Origin of the sequence: Achromobacter veterisilvae, from assembly GCF_900496975.1 — a bacterium.
Taxonomy (GTDB): domain Bacteria; phylum Pseudomonadota; class Gammaproteobacteria; order Burkholderiales; family Burkholderiaceae_B; genus Achromobacter; species Achromobacter veterisilvae.
In genome coordinates, this window is sequence record NZ_UFQC01000008.1 from 155,418 (window position 1) to 179,814 (window position 24,397).

The 24,397-nt window shown below is 67.6% G+C and carries 19 protein-coding genes; 7 read left to right on the forward strand and 12 right to left on the reverse strand.

Annotated elements, in window-relative coordinates:
- Positions 1-19: 19 nt before the first annotated feature.
- On the reverse strand, positions 20-388 hold the full coding sequence (panD, locus tag AVE30378_RS09435; RefSeq protein ID WP_062681977.1) for an aspartate 1-decarboxylase: 369 nt from the start codon (positions 386-388) through the stop codon (positions 20-22).
- A gap of 191 nt (positions 389-579) precedes the next feature.
- On the opposite strand from panD, the gene sugE reads away from it, so the two are divergent.
- Positions 580-897, forward strand: a complete 318-nt coding sequence (gene sugE, locus AVE30378_RS09440; protein ID WP_129240586.1) for a quaternary ammonium compound efflux SMR transporter SugE — start codon at positions 580-582, stop codon at positions 895-897.
- A 22-nt stretch (positions 898-919) separates the two neighbouring features.
- Here the strand turns inward: sugE and AVE30378_RS09445 are convergent, their stop codons facing one another.
- From AVE30378_RS09445 to AVE30378_RS09470, 6 genes are all read right to left on the reverse strand, one after another.
- Positions 920-1,792 carry an MOSC domain-containing protein gene (locus tag AVE30378_RS09445; protein ID WP_129240587.1) on the reverse strand — a complete coding sequence of 291 codons (873 nt, stop codon included), beginning with the start codon at positions 1,790-1,792 and terminating at the stop codon, positions 920-922.
- Between the two features lie 105 nt (positions 1,793-1,897).
- Positions 1,898-2,824, reverse strand: coding sequence for an ectoine hydroxylase (gene thpD, locus AVE30378_RS09450; protein WP_129240588.1), 927 nt, complete (start codon positions 2,822-2,824; stop codon positions 1,898-1,900).
- A gap of 15 nt (positions 2,825-2,839) precedes the next feature.
- Positions 2,840-3,244 (reverse strand): ectoine synthase, encoded by a 405-nt coding sequence (locus tag AVE30378_RS09455; RefSeq protein ID WP_129240589.1) that lies wholly within the window; start codon positions 3,242-3,244, stop codon positions 2,840-2,842.
- Positions 3,241-4,548 carry a diaminobutyrate--2-oxoglutarate transaminase gene (gene ectB / locus AVE30378_RS09460; protein ID WP_129240590.1) on the reverse strand — a complete coding sequence of 436 codons (1,308 nt, stop codon included), beginning with the start codon at positions 4,546-4,548 and terminating at the stop codon, positions 3,241-3,243. The genes AVE30378_RS09455 and ectB overlap by 4 nt, the downstream gene beginning before the upstream one ends.
- A gap of 125 nt (positions 4,549-4,673) precedes the next feature.
- Positions 4,674-5,234: a diaminobutyrate acetyltransferase gene (gene ectA / locus AVE30378_RS09465; RefSeq protein ID WP_129240591.1), complete on the reverse strand. Its 561-nt coding sequence runs from the start codon at positions 5,232-5,234 to the stop codon at positions 4,674-4,676.
- Complete coding sequence (locus AVE30378_RS09470) at positions 5,231-5,779, reverse strand: MarR family winged helix-turn-helix transcriptional regulator (protein WP_129240644.1); 549 nt, start codon at positions 5,777-5,779, stop codon at positions 5,231-5,233. Before AVE30378_RS09470 ends, ectA begins: the two co-directional genes overlap by 4 nt.
- Before the next feature lie 261 nt (positions 5,780-6,040).
- On the opposite strand from AVE30378_RS09470, the gene AVE30378_RS09475 reads away from it, so the two are divergent.
- The 4 genes from AVE30378_RS09475 (at position 6,041) to AVE30378_RS09490 (ending at position 12,320) form a co-directional block, all read left to right on the forward strand.
- Positions 6,041-6,973, forward strand: coding sequence for a MurR/RpiR family transcriptional regulator (locus tag AVE30378_RS09475; RefSeq protein ID WP_129240592.1), 933 nt, complete (start codon positions 6,041-6,043; stop codon positions 6,971-6,973).
- A gap of 45 nt (positions 6,974-7,018) precedes the next feature.
- Positions 7,019-8,359 carry an aspartate aminotransferase family protein gene (locus AVE30378_RS09480; protein WP_129240593.1) on the forward strand — a complete coding sequence of 447 codons (1,341 nt, stop codon included), beginning with the start codon at positions 7,019-7,021 and terminating at the stop codon, positions 8,357-8,359.
- Between the two features lie 158 nt (positions 8,360-8,517).
- Positions 8,518-9,522, forward strand: a complete 1,005-nt coding sequence (locus tag AVE30378_RS09485; protein ID WP_129240594.1) for a TAXI family TRAP transporter solute-binding subunit — start codon at positions 8,518-8,520, stop codon at positions 9,520-9,522.
- A 164-nt stretch (positions 9,523-9,686) separates the two neighbouring features.
- A complete protein-coding gene (locus AVE30378_RS09490) occupies positions 9,687-12,320 on the forward strand; it encodes a TRAP transporter permease (protein ID WP_129240595.1) in 2,634 nt (877 codons plus the stop codon).
- Here AVE30378_RS09490 and AVE30378_RS09495 read toward each other — a convergent pair whose 3' ends face one another.
- Genes AVE30378_RS09495 through parE form a run of 4 tightly spaced genes read right to left on the reverse strand, consistent with a single transcriptional unit; the run spans position 12,321 to position 18,461 of the window.
- Positions 12,321-13,526 (reverse strand): DUF418 domain-containing protein, encoded by a 1,206-nt coding sequence (locus AVE30378_RS09495; RefSeq protein WP_129240596.1) that lies wholly within the window; start codon positions 13,524-13,526, stop codon positions 12,321-12,323.
- 7 nt (positions 13,527-13,533) lie between these two features.
- Positions 13,534-15,858 carry a DNA topoisomerase IV subunit A gene (gene parC, locus AVE30378_RS09500; RefSeq protein WP_129240597.1) on the reverse strand — a complete coding sequence of 775 codons (2,325 nt, stop codon included), beginning with the start codon at positions 15,856-15,858 and terminating at the stop codon, positions 13,534-13,536.
- A 45-nt stretch (positions 15,859-15,903) separates the two neighbouring features.
- Positions 15,904-16,497: a YcxB family protein gene (locus AVE30378_RS09505; protein ID WP_129240645.1), complete on the reverse strand. Its 594-nt coding sequence runs from the start codon at positions 16,495-16,497 to the stop codon at positions 15,904-15,906.
- Between the two features lie 2 nt (positions 16,498-16,499).
- On the reverse strand, positions 16,500-18,461 hold the full coding sequence (gene parE / locus AVE30378_RS09510; RefSeq protein WP_165360134.1) for a DNA topoisomerase IV subunit B: 1,962 nt from the start codon (positions 18,459-18,461) through the stop codon (positions 16,500-16,502).
- A gap of 327 nt (positions 18,462-18,788) precedes the next feature.
- Between parE and trxA the strand changes: the two genes are divergently transcribed.
- Both trxA and rho read left to right on the forward strand, forming a co-directional pair.
- Positions 18,789-19,115: a thioredoxin TrxA gene (gene trxA, locus AVE30378_RS09515; RefSeq protein WP_129240598.1), complete on the forward strand. Its 327-nt coding sequence runs from the start codon at positions 18,789-18,791 to the stop codon at positions 19,113-19,115.
- A 117-nt stretch (positions 19,116-19,232) separates the two neighbouring features.
- Positions 19,233-20,492, forward strand: coding sequence for a transcription termination factor Rho (rho, locus tag AVE30378_RS09520; protein ID WP_006218533.1), 1,260 nt, complete (start codon positions 19,233-19,235; stop codon positions 20,490-20,492).
- Positions 20,493-20,647: 155 nt separating this feature from the next.
- On the opposite strand, the gene AVE30378_RS09525 is transcribed toward rho, so the two are convergent.
- On the reverse strand, positions 20,648-24,277 hold the full coding sequence (locus tag AVE30378_RS09525; RefSeq protein ID WP_129240647.1) for a YhdP family protein: 3,630 nt from the start codon (positions 24,275-24,277) through the stop codon (positions 20,648-20,650).
- Positions 24,278-24,397 lie beyond the last annotated feature (120 nt).

The following is a 24,397-nucleotide window of genomic DNA, read 5'->3' on the forward strand; positions in this document are numbered from 1 at the left end:
CGCCGCGCGCGGCCCGGCGTCAGGCCGGGAACTTGCGGATTTCCTTGACGCGGTTCGCGTCGTCCACCAGCACGACTTGCGGCTTGTGCGCGGCCGAATCGGCTTCGGACATCGGACCGTACGTGCAGATGATCAGCAGGTCGCCGACCTGGGCCCGGCGCGCGGCGGCGCCGTTCAAGGAAATGGCGCCGCTGCCGCGGGCCGCCTTGATGATGTAGGTATCGAAGCGTTCGCCGTTGGTGACGTTGTAGAGTTCGATGCGTTCGAACTCGCGCATGCCGGCAGCGTCCAGCAGGTCTTCGTCGATGCCACAAGACCCTTCATAGTGAAGGTCGGCTTCGGTGACCGTGACGCGGTGCAGCTTTGCCCGCAGCATTATGCGTTGCATGATGGAAATATCCTGGTTTCGCGGCCCGGAACGCGAAGTGTTGCAAGAGTCGATGCCCGGCACCCGGTTCTGCCGTCGGAAGCCCGTATTCTATAATTTTTGCCGCAGCGGGACGGCCCGCTGCCGCGCGCGGCCGCCAGGCCGGCATGCCTCTCTCCGGGGACGACCCCTGAATGCAGCAGGAGTCGACTATGACCTGGATCATCCTGGTACTCGCGGGCCTTTTCGAAATCGTCTGGGCGGTAGGCCTGAAGTACACCCATGGATTCACCCGTTTCTGGCCATCCCTCGTTACCGCGGGCGGCATGGCCATCAGCGTCTGGCTGCTGGCGGTGGCCATGAAATCCCTGCCCCTGGGCACCGCCTACGCGGTCTGGGTGGGGATCGGCACGATCGGCGCCTTCGTGGCCGGCATCGTGCTGTTCGGCGAATCCACCAGTTGGATGCGCATCGCCAGCGTCACCCTCATCGTGCTTGGCCTGGTGGGCCTGAAGCTGTCGTCGGCCTGAGGCCGCCCGCCCGGGCGCCGGGCTAGAAATCCAGTTCGATCCCGACTTCGTCGCCCACCTTCAGGCGCGCCCCGGCGGGCGCGTCGAGAATGGCGTTCTGGCCGAACACCACGCCGATTTCCAGATTGCGATAGCCCGCCAGGGTCAGGCCCGGCTCGTCGTAGCGCTGGGCGGTGCGCTGGTCGATGTCGGGGATCGAGCACCGCGTGCAGGGCTTGACGAACGCCATCTTCACGCCCGCCGCCTCGATCATCGCGGTGTGGTCTTCCTCGAAGGGCTCCCATTCGCCCTGGACGACGATATTGGGGCGGAACCGGTCCATCGGCACCGGCGCGGCCCCCTTGGCCCGCAGGCGGGCGTTCAGGTCGTCCAGCGACGCCTGGTTGGCCACCAGCAGCGGGAAGCCGTCGGCGAAACCGAAGTAGTGGTCTCCCGAAAAGGTGTCCGCGAGGTCGGGGTGCGCCTCGGTCCAGCGCGACACCCAGTCGAGCTTGGCCGGCCGCCGCGCGGCCGCGTCTACTTTGTACAGGCCGCAAGGCGTCTTGAGGAACTCGGAGAACCAGCGCCCCGCGGCCGCGCTTTCGCGCCGGGCCGAGATCGTGTCCTTCCAGACGGTGACGTCCTGCGGGCCGGATTCGAGGCCCGAGCCGTCCAGGGCCACGTCCAGGTCGGGCATGCCGGGCGCCGACAGGCGCAGGGCGTCCGCCGTGAGCGCCGTGCGGACCAGCGCCATGGCCGGCCACTGGCGCTGCGTCATGAACTGCCCGTCTTCCCCGATCAGCATCCAGCGGCGGTCGTAGGCCAGGCCGGCGCGGTCGATGGAGGATTCGTTCAGGTCGATGCCCGCGCAGGATTTGAGCGGGTAGATGTGCAGGCTGAGGATGCGGGCGGACATGGCGTACCGGGTTCCTGGGTGGCGGGGTGCGCCAAGAATAGCAGAGCGGTCCGCCAACAAAAAAGCCCAGGCTTGGCCTGGGCTCTGCTGACTGCCGGCGGGGGTTCAGCCGCCGACCAGCTTCAGGGTGTCCAGCGGCGTGACCGCCTTGAATCCCTTGCGCGTCGCGATATGTTCGGGACGCGGCGTCAGCCCGTACTTGGGCGGATTCAAGGTGTTCTCCATGCTGTTGTAGACCATGAACACGTTGGCGCGCGGCCACGGCGAGATGTTGCTGTTGGAGCCGTGCATCGTGTTGCAGTCGAAGAACACCACCGAGCCGGCCTTGGCCGTCATGGAGCGGATGCCGCCCTGCTCCACCAGCAGTTGCAGGCTGACCGGATCCGGCACGCCGTACTCCTGTTTTTTCAGCGACTGCTTGTAGTGCTCGTTGGGCGTTTCGCCCACGCACGAGATGAACTGCCGGTGCGAGCCCGGCACCAGCATCAGCGGGCCGTTGCACTCATTGTTGTCGGTCAGCAGCACCGAGCAACTGAGGGCGCGCATCGCGGGCATGCCGTCCTCGACGTGCCAGGTCTCGAAATCGGAGTGCCAGTAGAACTCTTTGCCCTTGAAGCCGGGCTTCATATTGGCGCGCGATTGGTGGATGTACACCTCGGATCCGAGGATCTGCCGCGCCACGTTGACCAGCCGGGGATCGCGCACCAGGCGCGCCAGGATGGGGTTGAGCACGTGCACCATGAAGATGGAGCGCACGGCATTGCTGCCCGGCTCGGTGATGGACTCTTCGCGGCGGATGATCGAGGGATCGCGCGTCATGCGCTCGACCTCGGACGACAGCGCGCGGATCTCGTCTTCGGAGAACAGGTTTTCCAGCAGGAGAAAACCGTCGCGCTCGTACTGCCCGATCTGCTCGGCGCCCAGGGCGCCGGCGTATTGGCCGTTTTCGTAGACCACCGGATCCTGGCGGGCGATGATGGCGGAACTTCGATCCGTGCGCGAGGCGTACGGATCCTGTGCAGGTGAGATCATGCGAACCTCCTTGTATCAGGCTGCCTGGGCCTCGGCCTGGGGCAATGCGTAGACGCCTTCCTTGTCATGCACTTCCTGGCCGGTCAGCGGCGGGTTGAAGACGCAGATGACGCGCAGCGGCTCCTTGCCGCCGCACAGCCAGTGCTCGTCGTGCTCGTTCAGGGCATAGACCACGCCGGGTCCCAGGTCGTACTTCTTGCCGTCGGCAATGGTTTCGATGGAACCGTCGCCTTCGATGCACCACACCGCTTCAAGATGGTTCTTGTAGTGGATATGGGTGCGGCCGCCCGGGAAGATGGTGGTTTCGTGGAAGGAAAACCCCATCCCGTCCTTCTTCAGCAGCACGCGGCGGCTGACCCAGGTATCGGTGCGGACTTCGTCGGCGGTGCCGATCACATCTTTGACATTGCGTACGATCATTGACGTTTTCCTCCAAATTTCAGGATGCGGGCGGACTGCCCTTCTTCGGCGAGCGCTTCCGCGACGCTGGCCTCGATCACTTCCAGGCCCTTGCCCAGCAGCTCTTCCTCGATCGTCAGGGCAGGCAGCAGCTTCAGCACTTCGTCCTGCGCGCCCGAGGTCTCGATCACGACGCCCTTCTTGAAGGCGTTCTGCGCGATGCGGTTGGCCAGGGCGGGCGTGGCGTTGCACACCAGCCCCTGGATCAGGCCGCGGCCGCGCACCGACAGGCCGGCGTTGGGATAGCTGTGCACCAGGTTCTCCAGCCAGTCGCGCACCTGGCGCTCCTTGCGCTGGATGTCGGCGGTGAAGGCGGTGTTGGCCCAATAGGTTTCCAGCGCCTGCGTCGCCGTGACGAAGGCCAGGTTGTTGCCGCGGAACGTGCCGCTGTGGGCGCCCGGCTTCCAGATGTCCAGCTCGGGTTTCATCAGCACCAGCGACATCGGCAGGCCGAAACCGGACAGCGACTTCGACAGGGTGATGATGTCGGGCCGGATACCCGCGGCCTCGAAGCTGAAGAACGTGCCGGTCCGGCCGCAGCCGACCTGGATGTCGTCCACGATGAGCAGCATGTCGTGGCGCTTGCAGAGCTTTTCCAGTTCCTTCAGCCAGCGCAGGGTGGCGACGTTGACGCCGCCTTCGCCCTGCACCGTTTCCACGATGACGGCGGCGGGCTTGTCCATGCCGCTGCTGGGGTCCTCCAGCATGCGTTCCATATAGGCCATGGTGTCCACGTCCGGCCCGAAATAGCCGTCGTAGGGCATGAACGTGGTGTTGCCCAGCGCGTAGCCGGAGGCTTCGCGGAACTTCATGTTGGCGGTCACCGCCAGCGAGCCGCCGCTCACGCCATGGAAGCCGTGGGTGAACGAAATCACGTTCGGGCGGCGCTTGACCTGCCGGGCGATCTTCAGCGCGGCCTCGACGGCGTTGGTCCCGGTCGGGCCGGTGAACTGCAGGGTGTACTGCCAGTTGCGCGGCTTGAGCAGCACGCGATCCACCGTCTCCAGGAAACGCTTCTTCGCGCTGGTGGCCATGTCCAGGCCATGGACGACGCCGTCCGACTGCACATACTCCAGCAGCTTTTCCTTGAGAACAGGATTGTTGTGGCCATAGTTCAGGGTGCCGGCGCCGCTGAAGAAATCGATGTACTCGGTGCCGTCCTCATCGATCAGCGTCGAACCCCTGGCCTGGCTGAAGATCACGGGAAACGACCGGATGTAGCCCCGTACCTCCGACTCCATCCGGTCAAAGATTTTCAAGTCCATATGATTAATCCTCCCTTTCATCTCATAAGTTGATGGACGGCCGGAATCCCTCCGGGCGCGCGGACGCATCCGGATCGACTTGACCATCCCGGTATTTCGATAAGACCGCTGGGCTTGCGCTACCCCTAAGGGGTCGGCAAGGCGAACGGACCTATCCTCAACAACATCTCGTCGTCATGGTCCGCGCCGCCGAAGAGTTGCCGGTCGAAGAACGGCTGTTCGGAGACGTGGGCGCCCAGTTCGCCGGCCAGGCCGGCGAAACTGCGGCGCGATGCCTGGTTGTCAGGCCCCACCGTGGTTTCGAGATAGCGGACATGCTCGAGACCCTTGCGGCGCAAGAGCTCGCGAAGCATGGCGCGGCCCAACCGATGGCCGCGTGCGCGGGTGTGCACCGCGACCTGCCAGACGAACAGGACGTCGGGCCGGGCCGGGATCACATAAGCGGAGATAAAACCGTCGATACGTCCGCCGGAGCTTTCGGCCAGGACGCAGGTGTCGCGGAAGTGCTCGGCGAGGAGCAGGTACGCGTAGAGGGAATTCAGGTCGAGTGGCGGGCACTCGGAAATGAGGCGGTGGATGGCGGCGCCGTCTTTGCGGTCGGGCAGACGCATGGTATGGGTCTGCGCGTTGACCGCCGGCGCCACGGCACTTGAGAGGGTTGGGGTATCCAGTTCGTTTTTCTTCATGCGACGATTCCCGATTCTGGGGGTGCCCCGCCCGTGGGCACTTCAAGGATGGGCGACGACACATCGCCATGCGTGTCGACGGCGGCCTGGCCGTCCTGTTCCATGAGCGCCACGATGCGCTCCAGGGACAGCGTGATGGTGGCCTGTTCGAGTTCCGGCAGCGCATTGAGCGCGTCGGCCAGATGTTTCTGCAGCGGCGAAGGCGCGCCTTGCGCCAGTTCGCGCCCGGCTTCCGTGGCCGTGACGAATACGATGCGGCGGTCTTCGCGGCCGCGTTCGCGGCGGATCAGGCCCTTGTCTTCCAGGCGATCCAGGATGCCCACGACGGTGCTGGGACTGACGTGCATTTCGCGGCTGATGGCCGTGGCCGTCATCGGGCCATTGCCGATCACGGTGCGCAGGCACATCAGTTGCGGCGCGGTGATATGGCTGACGGCGGACAACTGGCGCGAATGCAGCGCGATCGACCGCGTGATGCGGCGCAGGGCCCGCAAAATGCGCAGGTCGTACTGCTGTGAGGGATCGGATTTCGCGGCGTCAGTCATGGTGGAAGTGGGTTCGGACAAATTCATTTCTATACGAATGATATGCGCACGATCTATTCGAGTCAAACAAAAATGCCCCTGCGCGATGTAAATAAATGAATACGAATTTGCAGCGGATGGCAGCAAGATTCATGGACTTGCCGACCGGGAGCCGCTCGCGGGGAGTCCCCTGGGAACCCTAGGTGGAAGTCCCTATAAAAAACATATGTTTTCTTATTGAACACAGATTTATCATGTGTTTTTTCCAAGGCCCTGCCCGATATGTCCCTGCCATCGGACCTGCTCCTCGTCCTCCAGGAAAAACTGGAACGCCTGCCCCCGGAATTGCAGCGGGCGGCCAGGTGGGTCGCGGCGCATCCCGCGGAAGTGGGGCTGTGGTCGATGCGGCGCCAGGCCCAGGCGCTGGGCGTCGCGCCCGCCACGATGCTGCGGCTGGCGCGGGCCGTCGGATTCTCCAGCTACGAGGATTTCCGCCTGCCTTTCCAGCAGGCGCTGGCGGGACACGGCAAGCCGGGGCTGCGCGACCGTGCCGCCGCCTTGCAGGCCGCGGCGGGCGAACCCGCCCCGCCCGGCCACGACGTGCTGACCGAATACCAGATCCAGGCCATGGGCTCGGTGTGCGCGCTGAATCCGCCCCCCGCCTTCGACGCCGCGGTGCAGACCCTGCTGGAAGCCAGGCAGGTCGGCTTCCTGGGAACGCGCTCCGCGTTCGGCATCGCCTTCCAGATGCGCTATGCCTACCAACTGGTCCGCCGCAACAGCGTGCTGATCGACGGCCTGGGCGGCGCGCCCGCCGAACAGGCCGACAACCTGGGCGCCGGCGACGCGCTGATCGTGATTTCGCAGGCGCCCTATCCCACCGCCACCGTGCTGCTGGCCCGCCAGGCGGCCCAGCGCGGCGTCGCGCTCATCGCGCTGACCGACGACCCGCTGTCGCCGCTTGCCGTGGAAGCCCGCCACACGCTGCGCTTCGCCCCGCCGGACCGCGACGGCGTGCAGGCCCGCCCGGCGCGCCAGGGCCCCGGGTCCTTTTTCCATACCACCGCCGGCCTGCTGGGCCTGGCCGAACACCTGATCGCGCGCCTGACCGCGCGCGGCGGAGACGAGGTGCTGAGCCGCCTGACCGAGGTGGAACAGCGCCTGCTTACCGACAACATTTACTGGACCGGCGGCCAGGCCCGCCGGCCCGCCTGACGCCGTCCCGGATTCGTCTTCAACGCCTGCATTGCGGAACCGCCCATGAGCCATACCCACGTCCTGCATCGCTCCCTACGCCAGACGCCTCCTGTCGCCGTGCGCGGCCAGGGCGCGTGGGTCTATGACAGCGCCGGCCGCGCCTACCTCGACGGATCGGGCGGCGCCGCGGTCTCGTGCCTGGGGCACAACCACCCCGACGTCCAGGCCGCCATGCACGCGCAGATCGACGCGCTGGCCTATGCGCACACCAGTTTCTTCACGACGGAAGTCGCCGAGCGCCTGGCCGACCGCCTGGTCGCCGACGCGCCGGAGGGCATTTCGCACGCCTATTTCGTGTCGGGCGGGTCCGAGGCCGTGGAGGCGGCACTGAAAATGGCCCGCCAGTACTTCGTGGAAATCGGCCAGCCCGAGCGCCGCCACATCGTGGCGCGGCGGCAGAGCTACCACGGCAACACGCTGGGCGCGCTGGCGGTGGGCGGCAATGCGTGGCGCCGCGCGCAATTCGCGCCGCTGCTGATCGAGGTCGAGCACGTCTCGCCCTGTTATGCCTACCGCGACCAGCGCGAAGGCGAAAGCGCCGAGCAGTACGGCGAACGGCTGGCCCTGGAACTGGAGCAGACGTTCGAACGGCTGGGCCCGGGCAGCGTCATGGCGTTCGTGGCCGAACCCGTGGTCGGCGCCACCGCCGGCGCGCTCACGGCGGTGCCCGGCTACTTCCGCCGCATCCGCGAAGTCTGCGACCGCCACGGCGTGCTGCTGATCGCCGACGAAGTGATGTGCGGCATGGGCCGCACCGGCACGCTGTACGCGGTGGAACAGGAGGGCGTGACGCCCGACCTGATCGCCATCGCCAAGGGCCTGGGCGGCGGCTACCAGCCCATCGGCGCGGTGATGGCGCAGCGGCGCATCGTGGACGCCATGCAGCAGGGCAGCGGCTTCTTCCAGCACGGCCACACCTACCTGGGGCACGCGGTGGCCTGCGCGGCGTCGCTCGCCGTGCAGGACGTGATCCGGCGCGACGGCCTGCTGGCGCGCGTGCGCGAACAAGGCGCCGGCCTGCGCGAACGGCTCGAACGCGCGCTGGGCGCCCACCCGCGGGTCGGAGACATCCGGGGCCGAGGCCTGTTCATGGGCATCGAACTGGTGCGGGACCGGACAACCAAGCAGACCTTCGACCCCGCGCTTGCGCTGCACGCGCGCATCAAGCGCGAGGCCATGGCGCGCGGGCTGATGGTCTATCCGATGGGCGGCACCCTCGACGGCCGCCAGGGCGACCACGTGCTGCTCGCTCCGCCCTTCATCATCACGGACGACGAACTGGACCAATTGACCGAACGCCTGGCGGGCGCCATCGACGCCGCCATCGCGCAGGCGCCCGCCTAGGCGGCGCCTGCCGGCGCGGCGGGGGGAATCCGCCGCGCCTTCGCCCGCCTCGCGCGGGTACGTGACGATTCGCACAGGGCGTTCCGCGGCTCGCGGGATGCGCCGACCGCCGGCAGAGACCGGCAATCTCACGGGGAAAAACCCCAAAAGGAGTTGGCATGACCACGTCCGTCAAACACCCCTTGGGCCATCGCAATGCCTGGACGCTCGCCGCGGCGGGCCTGGCCACGGCATTGTTGTCCACGGCGCCGGCGCCCGCCGCCGCCCAGCAGAAGTTCGTCAGTATCGGCACCGGCGGCGTCACCGGCGTCTACTATGCCGCCGGCGGCGCCATCTGCCGTCTCGTCAACAAGGACCGCGCCACCCACGGCATCCGCTGCTCGGTGGAATCGACCGGCGGCTCGGTCTTCAACGCCAACACCATCAAGGCGGGCGAACTGGACCTGGGCGTCGTGCAGTCCGACGTCGGCTTCAACGCCTACAGCGGCGAAGGCCAGTTCAAGCAGGCGGGCCCCTATCCCAAGCTGCGCTCGGTCTTCTCGATCCATCCCGAGCCGTTCACCGTGGTGACGCGCAAGGAAGCCAACATCAAGACCTTCGAGGACCTGAAGGGCAAGCGCTTCAACGTCGGCAACCCCGGCTCGGGCACCCGCTCCTCGATGGAAGAACTGCTGGCCACCATGGGCTGGACGCTGAAGGACTTCGCGCTCGCGTCGGAACTGCGCCCCGACGAGCACGGCTCGGCGCTGTGCGACGGCAAGATCGACGGCTTTTTCTATGGCGTCGGCCACCCGTCGGCCAACATCCAGGACCCCACCACAAGCTGCGGCGCCAAGCTCGTGTCGCTGACCGGCCCCGCGGTGGACAAGCTGGTCGAAAAATACCCCTACTACGCGCACGCCTCGATTCCGGCGGGGCTGTATCCGAACAACCCGGCCGAAACCAAGACCTACGGCGTCACCGCCACCTTCGTCACGTCGGCCGACGTGCCCGAGGCCACCGTCTACACCGTGGTCAAGGCCGTGTTCGACAACTTCGACGACTTCAAGAAGCTGCACCCGGCCTTCGCCAACCTGAAGGCCGCCGACATGGTGAAGAACGGGCTGTCGGCGCCGCTGCATCCGGGCGCCGAAAAGTACTTCAAGGAAAAGGGCCTGCTCTAAGGCCGCGGGACCGCCAGCCCGGCGGGCCGGAAGGGACCGCGCTCACTGGCCCGGCGGGCTCGCGCGCGGTCCCGGCGGCTGCCGCCCCGTGCGCGCCGCCGCCGCGCGCAAGGACACAACGCGCGCCGCTCCACGGCGCGCGCCATGACTCGTAGGGGAATTTCATGACAAAAGAGCCGCATACGCCGGCCCCGGACCTCGAACAACTGGTCGCCGACGCCGACCGCGGAGGCCGCAACGTCCGCGGCGTCGCGGGCGCCACGCTGGCCGCGGGCGCGCTGATCTGGTCCGTGTTCCAGCTCTGGTACGCGTCCCCGCTGCCGTTCTCGCTGAACTGGGGAATCTTCAACGACACCGAGGCGCGCGCGCTGCACCTGGGCATCGCCATGTTCCTGGGCTACCTGGCGTATCCGGCCAGCAAGCGGTCCGCGCGCGACCGCATGCCCTGGTACGACTGGGCGCTGGCGCTGATGGCGGCCTTCTGCGGCAGCTATCTGTACCTGTTCTATAACGAACTGGCCGGCCGCCCCGGGCAGCCCACGACGATGGACGTGGCCACGGCCGTCATCGGGCTGGCGCTGCTGCTGGAAGTAACGCGCCGCGCGCTGGGCCTGCCCATGACGGTGCTGGGCCTGGTGTTCGTCGCCTACGCGCTGGCCGGCCCCTGGCTGCCCGACGTGCTGGCGCACCGGGGCGCGTCGCTGGAACGCCTGATGTCCCACATGTGGCTCACCACCGAGGGCGTCTATGGCGTGGCGCTGGGCGTGTCGGTGTCGTACATCTTCATCTTCGTGCTGCTGGGCTCCATGCTGGACAGGTGCGGCGCCGGCAACTACATGATGCAGGTCTCGTTCGCGCTGCTGGGCCATCTGCGCGGCGGCCCGGCCAAGGTGGCCGTGGTGTCCTCCGCCGTCAACGGCCTGGTGTCGGCGTCGTCGGTGGCCAACGTGGTGACGGGCGGCATCTTCACGATTCCCCTCATGAAAAAGGCCGGCTACGGCGGCGTGCGCGCGGGCGCGATCGAGACCGCCTCGTCGGTCAACGGCCAGATCATGCCGCCCGTCATGGGCGCGGCCGCCTTCCTGATGATCGAATACGTCGGCATCCCCTATACCGACATCATCCGCCACGCGATCCTGCCGGCCGCCATCTCGTACATCGCGCTCTTCTACATCGTCCACCTGGAAGCCCTGAAACTCGGCATCCAGCCCATGATGGCTTCCGGCCCCGTCCGCACGCCGCTGCAGAAGCTGGCGGGTTGGGGCATGGGCATCAGCGGCACCCTGGTGGTGATGGGCGCGGTCTACTACATCGGCACAGGCATACAGGCGGTGGCGGGCGCCGCCGCCACCTGGGTGCTGCTGGCCGTCCTGGCGGCGCTCTACCTGTGGCTGCTGCGCATCGCGGCCCGCCACCCCGACCTGCCGCAGGACATCGACATCAACCACCCGGTGCGGCCGCAGCCCTGGCCCACCGTGCGCGCCGGGCTGTACTTCCTGATACCCATCGGCATCCTGGTCTGGTGCCTGAGCGTGGAAGAACTGTCGGCGGGCCTGTCGGCGTTCTGGGCGGCGATGGCGATGCTGTTCCAGATGGTCACGCAGCGTCCGCTGATCGCGTGGTTCCGCAAACAGCCGGCGGGGCCCGCCTGGCGCCAGGGATGGCGCGACGCCATCGGCGGCCTGGAGGAAGGCGCCCGCAACATGATCGGCATCGCCATCGCCTGCGGCACCGCGGGCCTGATCGTCGGCGCCATCACCCTGACGGGCCTGGGATTGCGCATGACGGCGTTCGTCGAGCTGGTGTCGATGGGCAACGTGCTGCTGATGCTGATCTTCACGGCGGTGGTGTGCCTGATCCTGGGCCTGGGCATGCCCACGACGGCCAACTACATCCTGATGGCCACGCTGATGGCCCCGGTGGTGGTGGAACTGGGCGCCCAGAACGGGCTGGTCATCCCCCTGATCGCCGTGCACATGTTCGTGTTCTATTACGGCATCATGGCGGACATCACGCCGCCGGTGGGCCTGGCCACCTTCGCGGCGGCCGCGATCTCCGGCGAAGACCCGATCAAGACCGGCATCCAGGGGGCCACCTACGCGGCGCGCACGGCCATCCTGCCGTTCATGTTCGTGTTCAACCCAATGCTGCTGCTGATCGACGTCAGCTACGGCTGGGAGCTGGCGCTGGTCGTGGCCGGCGCCACCCTCGCCTCGCTGACCTTCGCGGCGGCCACCATGAAATGGTTCCGCACGCGCTGCACGCTGCTCGAAGTCGGCGTGCTGCTGCTGGTGACGTTCATGCTCTTCCGTCCGGACTGGTTCATGGACCATTTCGCGCCGCGCCACGAAAGCCGCCCGGCATCCGAGTTGCAGGCTATCGCCGCCGCGCTGCCGGACAACGGCCGCCTGACGGTGGTGCTGCGCGGGATCAACCTGGAAGGCGACGATCTGACCAAGACCGTCGCCGTCGCCCTGCCCGAGCTGTCGCCGGGCGCCGAGACGCCGGGCGCCGGCACGCCGGAAGCGGGCCGCAAGCGCCTGGCCGAAGCCGGGCTGACGCTGATGAGCCTGGGCGACCAGACGCAGATCGGCGGCCTGCGCTTCGGCAGCCGCGCGCAGCGCGCCGGCTGGGAACAGGGCTGGGACGTGCTGGAAGTGAAAATGCCGAACCCGCAGCGCTGGTCCGACTTCTGGGTGTACGTGCCCGCGCTGTTGTTGCTGGCGGGCATGTGGATGCGCCAGGGCCGGCGCGACGGCGGCGCCCCCGCCGGCCGGTTGCGGACGGACCCGGCCTGATCAGCCCGCCCGCGCGCGCCGCCAGGCCGGCCGGGCGCCGAGGGTGAGCGCGCGCAGGAACCATTCCACCGGGCCGTAGGCATGCCGCCGCAGCCACCATGCGGACAGCGGAAGCTGGGCCGCGAAAATGGCCACGGCCATGCCGAAGGCCGCCAGCGGCGGCACCGCGGCGAACAGCCGCAGGCCCCAGGCGGTGAAAAGAAAGGCGCAGACGACGGACTGCATCAGGTAGTTGGTCAGCGCCATGCGCCCCGCCGCCGCGAGCCAGCCGCCGATCCGCGCGCCCGGACGCGTGCGCAGCGCCAGGAGGAAAGCGGCCGCATAGGACATGCTGAGCAGCGGCGCGGTCAGCAGGTCGGCCGCCAGCCCGGGCAGTTCCCAGGCGGCGCCCGCGGAAGGCAGCGCGGCGGTGGCGTACGCCGCCGAGCCGGCCAGGCCCGGCAGCAGCCCCAGCGCGCACAGCAGGCCCAGCGCTTGCGGGCGGCGCCAGGGGTCGGCCAGCGCTTCACGGCGGCCCAGCGCGTAGCCGGCCAGGAACATGGCGAAGACGAACGGGCCCTGCACGAAGAGGACCGTGAACCAGACGGCCTCGGCCAGTTCCTTGACGTGCTGGGCGATGGTGCTGCCGATGGTGCCGCGGTAGGCCTCGATGGCCGACAGCGCATCCGCCTTGTATTGCGCCGCGTAATCGGCCGGCGCCGGGTCCAGGAAGGCCAGCGCGCCCAGGACGGCCCACAACAGGGAGGCCACGACGACGAGCCACAGCGCGGCGCGCAGCGCCCGCGCCGGGGCCATCCGCCGGCACAGCAGCAGCCCCACGCCCAGCAAGGCATAGGTGACGAGGATGTCGCCCTGGTAGAACAGCACGGCATGCGCGCCGCCCAGCACGGCCAGCCCCGCCAGCCGGCGCAGGAACCGGGGCGTGAACGCGGCCTGCCCGCGTTCGGCCGCCGCCATCTGCAAGGTGAAGCTGTAGCCGAACAGGAACGAGAACAGCAGGTAGAACTTGGTCTCGAACAGCCAGGCGATCAGCCATCGCACGGCCAGGTCCACGGGGCGGGAGTACGCCGGGTCGGCCATGCCGGCGCCGTAGAACGGCGATGAGAACACCCCGATGTTGACCACCAGGATGCCGAACAGCGCGAAGCCGCGCAGCGCGTCCACCTGGGCCAGCCGCTCGGGAGCCCCGGCCGGTTGGACGCGCATCGCCAGCCTAGCCCAGCACCGGGGACAGCACCGGCTGCTTGGGCCGGACGTCCAGCGCGCGCCCCTTGCGGGCCCGCTTGCCGACGTAGGGCGCCAGCGCCGCGCCGGCCAGGATGTCCTCGGTGTGCTTGTTGCGGTAGATGCCCGCGGCGCGCAGGCCGCCCGCGCCGATCGGCACGGTCTGGTCCAGCTTGTCGGACGGATCCAGGCCCATCAGGATGGTGCCGCGTCCGCCGCCCGACAGGGTCTTGACCTCGTCCAGGCCGAAGACCAGGAACTTGCCCTTGTGCGACAGCAGCGCAAGCTGCGTGGCGCCCGCGAACAGCGGCACCGGGCGCAGCAGTTCGTCGCCCTCTTCCAGCGTGATGAACTGCTTGCCCGCGCGCTGGCGGCTGACCATGTCGGAGAGCCTGGCGGCGAAGCCGTAGCCGCCGCGCGTGGCCAGCAGCCAGCGGCTGTCGGCGGCCGCCGCGATCGTGTGGACGATGCGCGTGCCCGGCCCCAGGTCGATCATGGTGGTGACCGGCTGGCCGTCGCCGCGCGCCGAAGGCAGCCCGGCGACCGGCACGGAGTAGACGCGCCCGTTGTCGCCCACGGCGATCAGGGTATCGGTGGTGCGGCACTCGAACGCGCCGTACAGGTCGTCGCCCTGCTTGAAGCCGAATTGCGCGGCGTCGTGGCCGTGGCCCTGGCGGGCCCGCAGCCAGCCCTTCTGCGACACCACCACGGTGACGGGTTCGTCCAGCACCTTGGTTTCGAGCACGGCGCGTTCGGCGGTCTCGATCAGCGTGCGGCGGTCGTCGCCGTACTGCTTGGCGTCGGCCTCGATCTCCTTGATCAGGAGGCGCTTGAGCGCGGAAGGATTGTCCAGCAGTTCCTGCAGGCTGACCTGGTCCTTGCGCTTGTCCGCCAGTTCCTGCTCGATCTTGAAGCCTTCCAGGCGGGCCAATTGGCGCAGGCGCATTTCGAGGATGTCCTCGGCCTGCCGCTCGGACAGCTTGAAGCGCTCCATCAGCGCGGCGCGGGGCTCGTCCGATTCGCGGATCGTCTGGATCACTTCGTCCACGTTCAGGTAGACGACCATCCGGCCTTCCAGCACGTGGATGCGGTCGATGACCTTGTCCAGGCGGAAGCGCGTGCGCCGCACCACGGTGTCGGTGCGGAACGCCAGCCATTCGACCAGGACGCCGCGCAGGCCCTTCTGGCGCGGCCTGCCGTCGGTGCCGATGCACACCAGGTTGATGGAAGAACTGCTTTCCATGCTGGTCTGCGCCAGCAGCGTGTTGACGAATTCGTCGCGGTCCACGCGCGAGGTCTTGGGTTCGAACACCAGGCGCACGGCGGCGTCCTTGCCTGATTCGTCGCGCACCGCGTCCAGCAGGTTCAGCATGACCGCCTTGGCCTGCGTCTGCTCGGGCGTCAGGCTCTTCTTGCCGGTCTTCACCTTGGGGTTGGTGATTTCCTCGATTTCCTCCAGCACCTTCTGGCCCGAAGTGCCCGGGGGCAGCTCGGTGACCACCAGTTGCCACTGGCCGCGCGCCATTTCCTCGAACTGCCAGCGGGCGCGCACCTTGAGGGAACCGCGGCCGCCCGCGTAGATCTGGGCGATGTCTTCGGCGGGCGTGATGATCTGCCCGCCGCCGGCGAAGTCCGGCCCGGGGATGAGCGCGTGCAGTTCGGCGTCCGGCAACTGCGGATGCTTGATGAGCGCCACGCAGGCCTGCGCCACTTCGCGCAGGTTGTGCGGCGGGATTTCGGTCGCCATGCCGACCGCGATGCCCGACGCGCCGTTCAGCAGCATCACGGGCAGGCGCGCCGGCAGCATCTGCGGTTCTTCCTGGCTGCCGTCGTAGTTGGGCACGAAGTCCACGGTGCCTTCGTCCAGTTCGTCCAGCAGCAGCTTGGCGATGGGCGTCAGGCGGGCTTCCGTGTATCGCATGGCGGCGGCGTTGTCGCCGTCGCGCGAACCGAAATTGCCCTGGCCGTCGATCAGCGGATAGCGCAGCGAAAAGTCCTGCGCCATGCGCACCATGGCGTCGTAGGCGGCCTGGTCGCCATGCGGGTGATACTTGCCCAGCACGTCGCCCACGACGCGCGCGGATTTCACCGGCTTGGCGCCGGCGGACAGGCCCATCGCCTGCATGGCGAAGAGAATGCGGCGCTGCACGGGCTTCTGCCCGTCGCCCACGTCCGGCAGGGCGCGGCCCCGCACCACGGAAACGGCATAGTCCAGATAGGCCTGCTCGGCATAGCGCGCCAGGGTGATGGCGGCATCCCCGTCGCCATCGGGCGGGGTGGAGTCGAACAAGCCGGGTTGATTGCTGTCGGTCATGATGGTTTCAGATAGACAATTTCATCGGAACGGCGTCTAAGCGCCTCAAGCGGACGGCGCCAACTGCGTATCGGCGACGTGCGCGCGCAACTGGGCTCGCACCGCCTCCAACGTAGCGGCGTCCTGGCCGCGCTTGGGAATGATCACGCCCTGCAAGGTGCCCAGGATGACGTACAGGTGCTGCGGGGTTTCTTCAACCCGGCGGATATCGGACCAGTCCATGCGCCCGGAGGCGGTGGCCGTCGTGTCCGAAATGCCCTCGGATCCGAAGTCCAGCCGGTGCTGGCCCAGGAACAGGTCGTCGGGCTGCTTTTTCAGCATGCGCCGGGTGTTCATCCTGACCAGCGGCGGCAAGGCGAACTCGTAGGCCAGCGCCAGCAGCGCGAGGATGCCCAGCCCCACGGCCAGCCCCTCGAAATACACGGGCAGTATCCGCCCCCAGTCCGGCCCCTTGCCGTCCCAGGTCTGCCAGATCAGGTAGGCCAGCAAGGCCACGATCATCAGGACCGCGAAACGCAGGTGGGACCGGTAGCGGCGGCGGCGCAGTTCGGGACGCTTGTACACGTAGGCCGCGAACTCCGCGTAGTCGTCGGCCGTCATCTGGACGGTCATCCGGGCTTGGTCGGGCTGGTCGGACATCATCAGATATCCAGCTCCGCCAGGTTGCCCTTCTCTTCGATCCAGGCGCGGCGCTGCGACGATTCGCCCTTGCCCATCAGCATGTCGAACATGCGGGTGGTGTCTTCGGGGGTCTGGTCGCCGTAGCCCACCGGCAGCAGGCGGCGCGTGTCCGGGTTCATGGTGGTTTCCCACAACTGCTCGGGATTCATTTCGCCCAGGCCCTTGAAGCGGCTGACGGCCCAGGCGCCTTCGCGCACGCCTTCCTTGCGCAGCTTGTCCTGCGCGGCCTCGAGTTCGCCGTCGTCCAGGCAGTAGATCTTGCGGGCCGGGCGCTTGCCCTGCGCCGGCACGTCCAGGCGGAACAGCGGCGGCTTGGCCACAAAGACGTTCCCGGCCTCGACCAGCTTGGGAAAGTGCTTGTAGAACAGCGTCAGCAGCAGCACCTGGATGTGCGAACCGTCGACGTCGGCGTCGGACAGGATGCAGATGCGGCCGTAGCGCAGGCCGGACAGGTCCGGCGTATCGCCGGGGCCATGCGGGTCCACCCCGATGGCGACGGAAATGTCATGGATCTCGTTGTTGGCGAACAGCCGGTCGCGGTCCACTTCCCAGGAGTTGAGCACCTTGCCGCGCAGCGGCAGGATGGCCTGGAATTCCTTGTCGCGGCCCATCTTGGCCGAGCCGCCCGCGGAGTCGCCCTCGACCAGGAACACTTCGGTGCGCGACGCGTCGCTGGATTCGCAGTCGGTCAGCTTGCCCGGCAGCACTGCCACGCCCGAGCTCTTGCGCTTTTCCACCTTCTGGGCGGAACGCTGGCGCGCCTGGGCCTGGCGGATCGCCAGTTCGGCCAGCTTCTTGCCGTATTCGACGTTGCTGTGCAGCCACAGGTCCAGCGCGCTCTTGGAGAAGCCGCCCACCAGGCGCACCGCGTCGCGGCTGTTCAGGCGTTCCTTGATCTGGCCCTGGAATTGCGGGTCCAGCACCTTGGCCGAGAGCACGAAGCTGGCGCGCGCGAAGACGTCCTCGGGCAGCAGCTTCACGCCCTTGGGCAGCAGGCTGTGCAGTTCGGCGAAGCCCTTGACCGCGCCGAACAGGCCTTCGCGCAGGCCCGATTCGTGGGTGCCGCCGGCCGGCGTGGGAATCAGGTTGACGTAGGACTCGCGCACGGCGTTGCCGTCTTCCGTCCAGGCCACCACCCATTGGGCGCCCTCGCCCTCGGCGAAGTTCTCGTGGTCGGCGCCGGCGTACTGCTGGCCCTCGAAGAACGGCACCATCAGCTCCGCCCCGGACAGCGCCTCGGACAGATAGCCGCGCAGGCCGTCCTGGTACTGCCAGGTCTTGGTGTCGCCGGTCTTTTCGTTGACGAAGGACACCTTGACGCCGGGCAGCAGCACGGCCTTGCTGCGCAGGAGGTGCGTCAGTTCGCCCAGCGGGATGTTGGGGCTGTCGAAATACTTGGCGTCCGGCCAGACGCGCACGCGGGTGCCGGACTTCTTGCGGCCGCCCTGGTCGTACGGCGCCAGGGGTTCGGCGACGTCGCCGCCCTTGAAGACCAGCCGGTTGACCGCGCCATCGCGCCACACCACCACTTCCAGCCGCGTGGCCAGGGCGTTGGTGACGGAGACGCCGACGCCGTGCAGGCCGCCGGAGAAGGCGTACGCCCCGCCGCCCGCCTTGTCGAACTTGCCGCCCGCGTGCAGGCGGGTGAACACCAGCTCCACGACGGGAGCGTGCTCTTCGGGGTGCAGGCCGACGGGGATGCCCCGCCCGTCGTCCTCGACGGAAACGCTGCCGTCCGGGTGCAGCGTGACCTGGATCTGCTTGCCGTAACCGGCCAATGCCTCGTCTGCGGCGTTATCAATGACCTCCTGCACGACGTGCAGGGGGTTTTCGGTTCGGGTGTACATGCCCGGGCGCTGGCGCACGGGCTCCAGCCCCTTCAGGACGCGAATGGACGCCTCGGTGTAACGTGGAGTGGCCAAGTTATCCCCAACATCTGTGGAAAAAAACCGACATTTTACGGATAAGCCCAGGTTCTGCGCGGCTCCCGGTGGGATGCGCACGACCTGACCAGCTCCGGATTCGGTAGGATGATGACAGTCACAGCCGGCGCATCGGGGCTGCATGGGCCCGGATCGCGACAACTGCGCCGCAACATCCTACACAAATCCGGCAAACCCTGTTGTTATTAACAGTGGTATGCCTGTTGTTATTGACAGTGGTATGCTTTAGTCCATTCCACAAACAAGAACAACGGCAAGGCGCGTCCCCTTTTACGCGCCCTTTGCTGCCGAACCGAGAATCACCTCATGAGCGACCAAATCAAGAACGTCAGTGACGCGAGCTTCGATGCCGATGTGTTGAAGTCCGGCCAGCCGGTGCTGGTGGACTACTGGGCTGCCTGGTGTGGCCCCTGCAAGATGATTGCCCCGATCCTGGAAGAAGTCGCCACCGAGTACGCCGGCCGCCTGACGGTCGCCAAGCTGAACGTGGACGAAAACCAGGGCACCGCCGCCAAGTACGGCATCCGTGGCATTCCCACCCTTATGCTCTTTAAGGACGGCCAGGCCGCCGCCACCAAAGTTGGCGCGCTGTCGAAGTCGCAACTCACCGCATTCCTGGACGGCGCGTTGTAAACTGCGTGCTGTGAACGAAGGCGCCGCCCTGGTGGCGGCGCTCATTCAATACCGCGCGAGCCCGTCCGTGGCGCGCCGCCAGAACCCTCCTCTACTTTTCCCCCACCAATCACCGCGATGCACCTCAACGAACTGAAGGCGCTGCACGTCTCGCAGCTGCTGGAAATGGCCGCCGGCCTCGAAATCGAGAACGCAAACCGCCTGCGCAAGCAGGAGCTGATGTTCGCCATCATGAAACGGCGCGCCAAGCAGGGCGAGCAGATCTTCGGCGACGGCGTGCTGGAAGTCCTGCCCGACGGCTTCGGCTTCCTGCGCTCGCCCGAGACCTCGTATCTGGCCAGCACGGACGACATCTATATCTCTCCTTCGCAGATCCGCCGCTTCAACCTGCACACCGGCGACTCGATCGAAGGCGAAGTGCGCACGCCCAAGGACGGAGAGCGCTATTTCGCCCTGGTGAAGGTGGACAAGGTCAACGGCGTGGCGCCGGAAGCGATCAAGCATCGCATCATGTTCGAGAACCTGACGCCGCTGCATCCGAACCGCACCATGCGCCTGGAACGCGACATCAAGAGCGAGGAAAACCTCACCGGCCGCATCCTCGACGTCTTCGCCCCCATCGGCATGGGCCAGCGCGGCCTGATCGTCGCCAGCCCCAAGTCGGGCAAGACGGTGATGATGCAGCACATCGCGCACGCCATCACCACGAACTACCCTGACGCGGTCATGATCGTCCTGCTGGTCGACGAACGCCCGGAAGAAGTGACCGAAATGCAGCGCACGGTGCGCGGCGAAGTGGTGGCGTCGACCTTCGACGAACCCGCCACCCGCCACGTGCAGGTCGCCGAAATGGTCATCGAAAAGGCCAAGCGCCTGGTCGAAATGAAGAAGGACGTCGTGATCCTGCTGGACTCGATCACCCGTCTGGCCCGCGCCTACAACACCGTGGTGCCGGCCTCCGGCAAGGTGCTGACCGGCGGCGTGGACGCCAACGCCCTGCAACGTCCCAAGCGCTTCTTCGGCGCGGCCCGCAACCTGGAAGAAGGCGGTTCGCTGACCATCCTGGGCACGGCGCTGATCGAAACCGGCAGCCGCATGGATGAAGTCATCTATGAAGAGTTCAAGGGCACGGGCAACTCCGAAGTCCACCTCGAGCGCCGCCTGGCCGAAAAGCGCGTCTACCCGTCGATCAACCTGAACAAGTCGGGCACCCGCCGCGAAGAGCTGCTGATCGCCCCCGACCTGTTGCAGAAGGTCTGGGTGCTGCGCAAGTTCATCCACGACATGGACGAAGTCCAATCCATGGAATTCATCCTGGACAAGATGCGCGCCACCAAGACGAATGCCGAATTCTTCGACATGATGAAGAAGAAGTAACCCCCCCGAAGCGCTGCGCGCTTCCCCCCCAGGGGGGCGCCGCTGCGGACCGGCGGAGCCGGATCCGCGCGGCCTGGATCGTGGGGGAGCCGTTTTGCTTGGGGATCCATTTTTATTGCCGCGGTTATTCTTGGGGTCGGCGCTCGGCCGACGGCCTAGTTGCCCAGGAAGTCTTCCAGCCGGCCCGGTGCCTCGGGGCGCTTGGTCTGCTTGTCCGCCACGGACTTGCCGGACGCGTCCATCGGTTCGATCTTGGGATCGTCCCAACTGCCCGTCACGGCGTATTCCATGGTCATCGCGCGCGCCAGCGGCTGCTTCAGCAGCCACTGCGTCACGAACGCGCCCAGGCCGATCAGCGGGTTGACCGCCAGCGCCGTCACCATGGCCGCGCCGCTGGCGTCGAGGTTGGGGATCACCACCGCCTTCAGGTCCCAGCGTTCGCGGATGATGTTGACGCCGCCCGCCAGCACGATCGCCGCGACGGGGCCGTTGATCTTGTAGCCCTCCGTGGACGCCACCCCGTCCGCCACGTTCACGCGGCCGCGGATGGTGTCGAACGGAAAGCCGTCGCGCAGCAGATTGGTCGGGTTCACGTCCAGCCGCGCCAGCCGCTGCAGCGATTGCAGGGACAGCAGTTCCAGCAGGCGGGCCGTGCGGGAATTGACGTGCATGAAGCGGCCCTTGTCCAGGCTGACGTCGACCTCGCCCGACAGGTCTTCGATCTTGTGGGTCCAGGGCAGGTTGCGCCACGTGGCCTTGCCTTGCATGGTGCCCTGGCCGCCGGAGGCCACCTTTTCGAAGCCGATGCGGTCCAGGAACTTGCCGACGTCTTCGTATTTCACCGACGCGTCCACGGTCAGCCCCCGGTCCGCCCCTTCCAGCCGCCAATTGCCCGTTGCGTTCAGGGAGGCCGCATCGTTGACGATGGAGAGCTTGTCCAGCCGCCATTGGCGGCCGCGCTCCAGATTGGTGCCCAGCACCTGGAGTTCGCCCAGGTTCTTGCCGTAAAGCCGGAATTCCTTGGCTTGCAGATCGATCGCGGGAATGTCCGACAGGTCGCTGCCCGACGACAGCGCCTCGTCCGCGTTGTTGGTATCGCCCTCGCCTCCCAGCGACAGGTGCTTCAGGCGCGCGGTGATCTGCCCGGCGATGGCGCCGGAAGCTTCGCGCCACTCCAGCGAACCCGCGGCCTGGCGCGATTGCAGGTCCACGCGCCACTGCGCCGGCCCGGGCCGCGTGGCGTACAGCGTCAGATCGTTCAGGATGTAGCCGCTGGTGCGCAGCACCCCGGCCGCCAGGCTGATGCGTTCGGCCTCGGGCAGCATGGGCGGGGCGGCCTTGCCTTTCGCCCCGCCCTTGCCGGCGGCGGGGCTGAATCCGTCGGACACCTTTTCCCAGGCGTCCAGGTCCAGTTCCGGCAGGCTGGCGTTCAGGCTCAGCCCCTGCTCCGGCAGGCTGGCCGGGCGGCCGATGCCCAGCGCCCCGCGCGCGAAGTACGACGGCGCGCCGTCGGACGGGGAACGCTCGAACAGCGCATTGACGCCGTCGCCCAGGCTGGCGGTGAGCCAGCGCCGGTTCTGGGCGCCGCGGTCCTGCGCGGGCGACCACTGTGCCTTGAATAGCTGCGAGGCCTGCGCCGGCTTGCCCACCGGCGCGGGCATGTCGATCGCCATGCCCACCAGGTCGGATTCGACCGAGATGTCCACCGCGCCGCCGCGCTGATAGCCCACCTTGCCCTTGTAGGCGGCCTTGCCCGAAAAACGCGACATGGAAGGCGTGTTGCTCAACTGGGTCAGCGCCGGCCCGGCCAGCGTGCCCTCGAACCGCAGCGCATCCGTCCCCTGGGTCAGCCGGCCGAAGATCCTGGCGGGGCCGCCCAGGAACTGGGCCCGGATCTCCTTGGTCTCGATACCCTTCTCCGAAAACTCCAGGTCCCCGTGCATCTGGCTGAGCAAAGGCATTTCCGGCATGAACGTGAAGCTGTTGTCCGCGAACCGGATGCGGCCCTGGACCTGCGTGTCATCGGTATTCAGCAAGGGCACTTTCAGCTTGAGGCCGACCCGCCAGTCGCCGGTTCCCCGGGCCTCTTCCAGGGCGCCGTCCAGCAGTTCGCCCAAGGGCGAATTCGCCGCTAGCGCCAGGTAGGCCGGGACCGCGCCGGAAGTCTCCCCGTCCAGCAGCAATTCGGAGTCGTGCTCCATGTTGGGAATGGTGGCGGAAACCGCCCCCAGCGCCACGGTCTGGCCCGCCCCGACGTGGGCCACCGCGCCGCCGGCGCTATCCAGCGCCAGACTGACTTTGTCTATGCGGAAATTGCCGGCCAGGTTCTCCAGCATCGGCCAGCCCTTGCGATGCCCGCGCGCGGGCGCGTAGTCGACCTTGGCGCCGGTAAACGCGCCCGCGATGACGAATTCGCCCTGGGCCGCGGGATCGCCATAGGGGAAATCGTCCAGGTCCCCCTTGAGCGTGATGGAGGCGGATTGCATCTCGCCCGCCGGCAAGCCGGTGGCCAGCCATTCGCGCGCGTCGGCGTTGACCTCCAGCGGCAGGTAGCGGTGGATGGCGGGCATGGCGCCGCGGACCATCGTGCCGCGCATGTCGGCGCTCCCCGCCGCCGTCTTGCCTTCGCGCTGCCACTGGCCCTGCAGCCGCAAGTCGATGTCGTCGTTGGCCAGGTGCAGTTGGGCGACGTCCACGTACCAGTGCTTGGCGTCCGGCCCCTTGACGCTGGCATCCAGCGTCAGGTCGCGCATCGTCAGCGTGGGCTCTTCGAACACGCCCGGCAAGGTCGCGGCCAATTGTTCGGCCTTTGCGCTGACCGACACGTCCGGGGCGCCCGGACTGCGCGCCAGCGGCACGTTTTCAAGCTGGACGAAATCGCCGGGCAGGCCCTGGATGCGCGCCTGGACGTAGCCGGCCTTCACGGCGGGGCCTTCCGCCCCCGCCGCCCAGCGCGCGCCGCGCACCGCGGCGTCCGCGGTCAACTCCGTGAATTTGCCGCGTTCCAGTTGCAGCCAGGCGCGCGCGCTGATGCGGCCCGCCGCCTTGGGAAGTTCGAACCACGGCGCCCAGGCCAGCGGTTCCGCATCGTCCACTTGGGCATAGAGCTGCCCGCTCCAGTTGCCGGGATTCGCCGCGTTCACCGCGAACAGGGCGCGGTTGAATTCCCCGCGCAATTCGAGGTTGCGCGCCAGCGCATCGCCGGCCGCGGCCCGGAGGACGAAGCGATGCGACAGGCTGCCGTTGCGCGCCAGGAAGTCCACCCCGGAAAGCGTCAGTTCGGGCGCCTGGCGCCGTTCGTCCTGCCAGCGGACTGTGGCGCCGCTGACCCGCAGCTCCCGTTGCGCGGCCAGCCAGCGCAAGGCGGGATGGTCCAGGTCCGACCCATGGCTATCGGCATTCAGGTCGATGTCCTGGCCGGCCACCCACAGATGGTTGGAGGCATCGCGCCGCAGCGTGATCTCGGGCCGTTCGACCTGTAGCCTCACCAGCGTGGGCGACAACGCCAGGATGCTGCGCCAGCCCAGCACTGCGGAGACGGACGGCAGGGTCAGCACGGGAGCCACCTCGTCGTCGTAGACTTGGACGGACGCAAGATCGAGCCTGGGATTCAGGCCCTGCCAATTCGCGTCGATGGCGCCGATGGCGACCCGGGAGCCCAGCGCCCGGCTGGCGTAGGCCTCGATCTGGGGACGCCACTGGTCTATCCTGGGAAGGACCCAATAGCGCACGCCCAGCACCCCAGCGGCCGCGATGCCGTAAATAACCAGAGCCGCCCAGAACAGGCAACGGAGGGCTTTTCTCGCGGTCGGGCCACCCCAGGACGAACGCCCCCCTTGGGGGGCGGCGGGCCCGGATCGCGGGCTCGGCGTAGGGGTCTTTTTTGAAACAGACACGGATCGGTG

Coding starts and splice junctions, on each gene's coding strand:
- thpD (WP_129240588.1), bottom strand. CDS start 2,824: ATGATCTCACCTGCACAGGATCCGTACGCCTCGCGCACGGATCGAAGT.
- AVE30378_RS09445 (WP_129240587.1), bottom strand. CDS start 1,792: ATGTCCGCCCGCATCCTCAGCCTGCACATCTACCCGCTCAAATCCTGC.
- AVE30378_RS09480 (WP_129240593.1), top strand. CDS start 7,019: ATGAGCCATACCCACGTCCTGCATCGCTCCCTACGCCAGACGCCTCCT.
- parC (WP_129240597.1), bottom strand. CDS start 15,858: ATGACCGACAGCAATCAACCCGGCTTGTTCGACTCCACCCCGCCCGAT.
- ectB (WP_129240590.1), bottom strand. CDS start 4,548: ATGGACTTGAAAATCTTTGACCGGATGGAGTCGGAGGTACGGGGCTAC.
- panD (WP_062681977.1), bottom strand. CDS start 388: ATGCAACGCATAATGCTGCGGGCAAAGCTGCACCGCGTCACGGTCACC.
- sugE (WP_129240586.1), top strand. CDS start 580: ATGACCTGGATCATCCTGGTACTCGCGGGCCTTTTCGAAATCGTCTGG.
- AVE30378_RS09505 (WP_129240645.1), bottom strand. CDS start 16,497: ATGTCCGACCAGCCCGACCAAGCCCGGATGACCGTCCAGATGACGGCC.
- AVE30378_RS09485 (WP_129240594.1), top strand. CDS start 8,518: ATGACCACGTCCGTCAAACACCCCTTGGGCCATCGCAATGCCTGGACG.
- trxA (WP_129240598.1), top strand. CDS start 18,789: ATGAGCGACCAAATCAAGAACGTCAGTGACGCGAGCTTCGATGCCGAT.
- ectA (WP_129240591.1), bottom strand. CDS start 5,234: ATGAAGAAAAACGAACTGGATACCCCAACCCTCTCAAGTGCCGTGGCG.
- AVE30378_RS09475 (WP_129240592.1), top strand. CDS start 6,041: ATGTCCCTGCCATCGGACCTGCTCCTCGTCCTCCAGGAAAAACTGGAA.
- AVE30378_RS09490 (WP_129240595.1), top strand. CDS start 9,687: ATGACAAAAGAGCCGCATACGCCGGCCCCGGACCTCGAACAACTGGTC.
- AVE30378_RS09495 (WP_129240596.1), bottom strand. CDS start 13,526: ATGCGCGTCCAACCGGCCGGGGCTCCCGAGCGGCTGGCCCAGGTGGAC.
- AVE30378_RS09470 (WP_129240644.1), bottom strand. CDS start 5,779: ATGACTGACGCCGCGAAATCCGATCCCTCACAGCAGTACGACCTGCGC.
- AVE30378_RS09455 (WP_129240589.1), bottom strand. CDS start 3,244: ATGATCGTACGCAATGTCAAAGATGTGATCGGCACCGCCGACGAAGTC.
- rho (WP_006218533.1), top strand. CDS start 19,233: ATGCACCTCAACGAACTGAAGGCGCTGCACGTCTCGCAGCTGCTGGAA.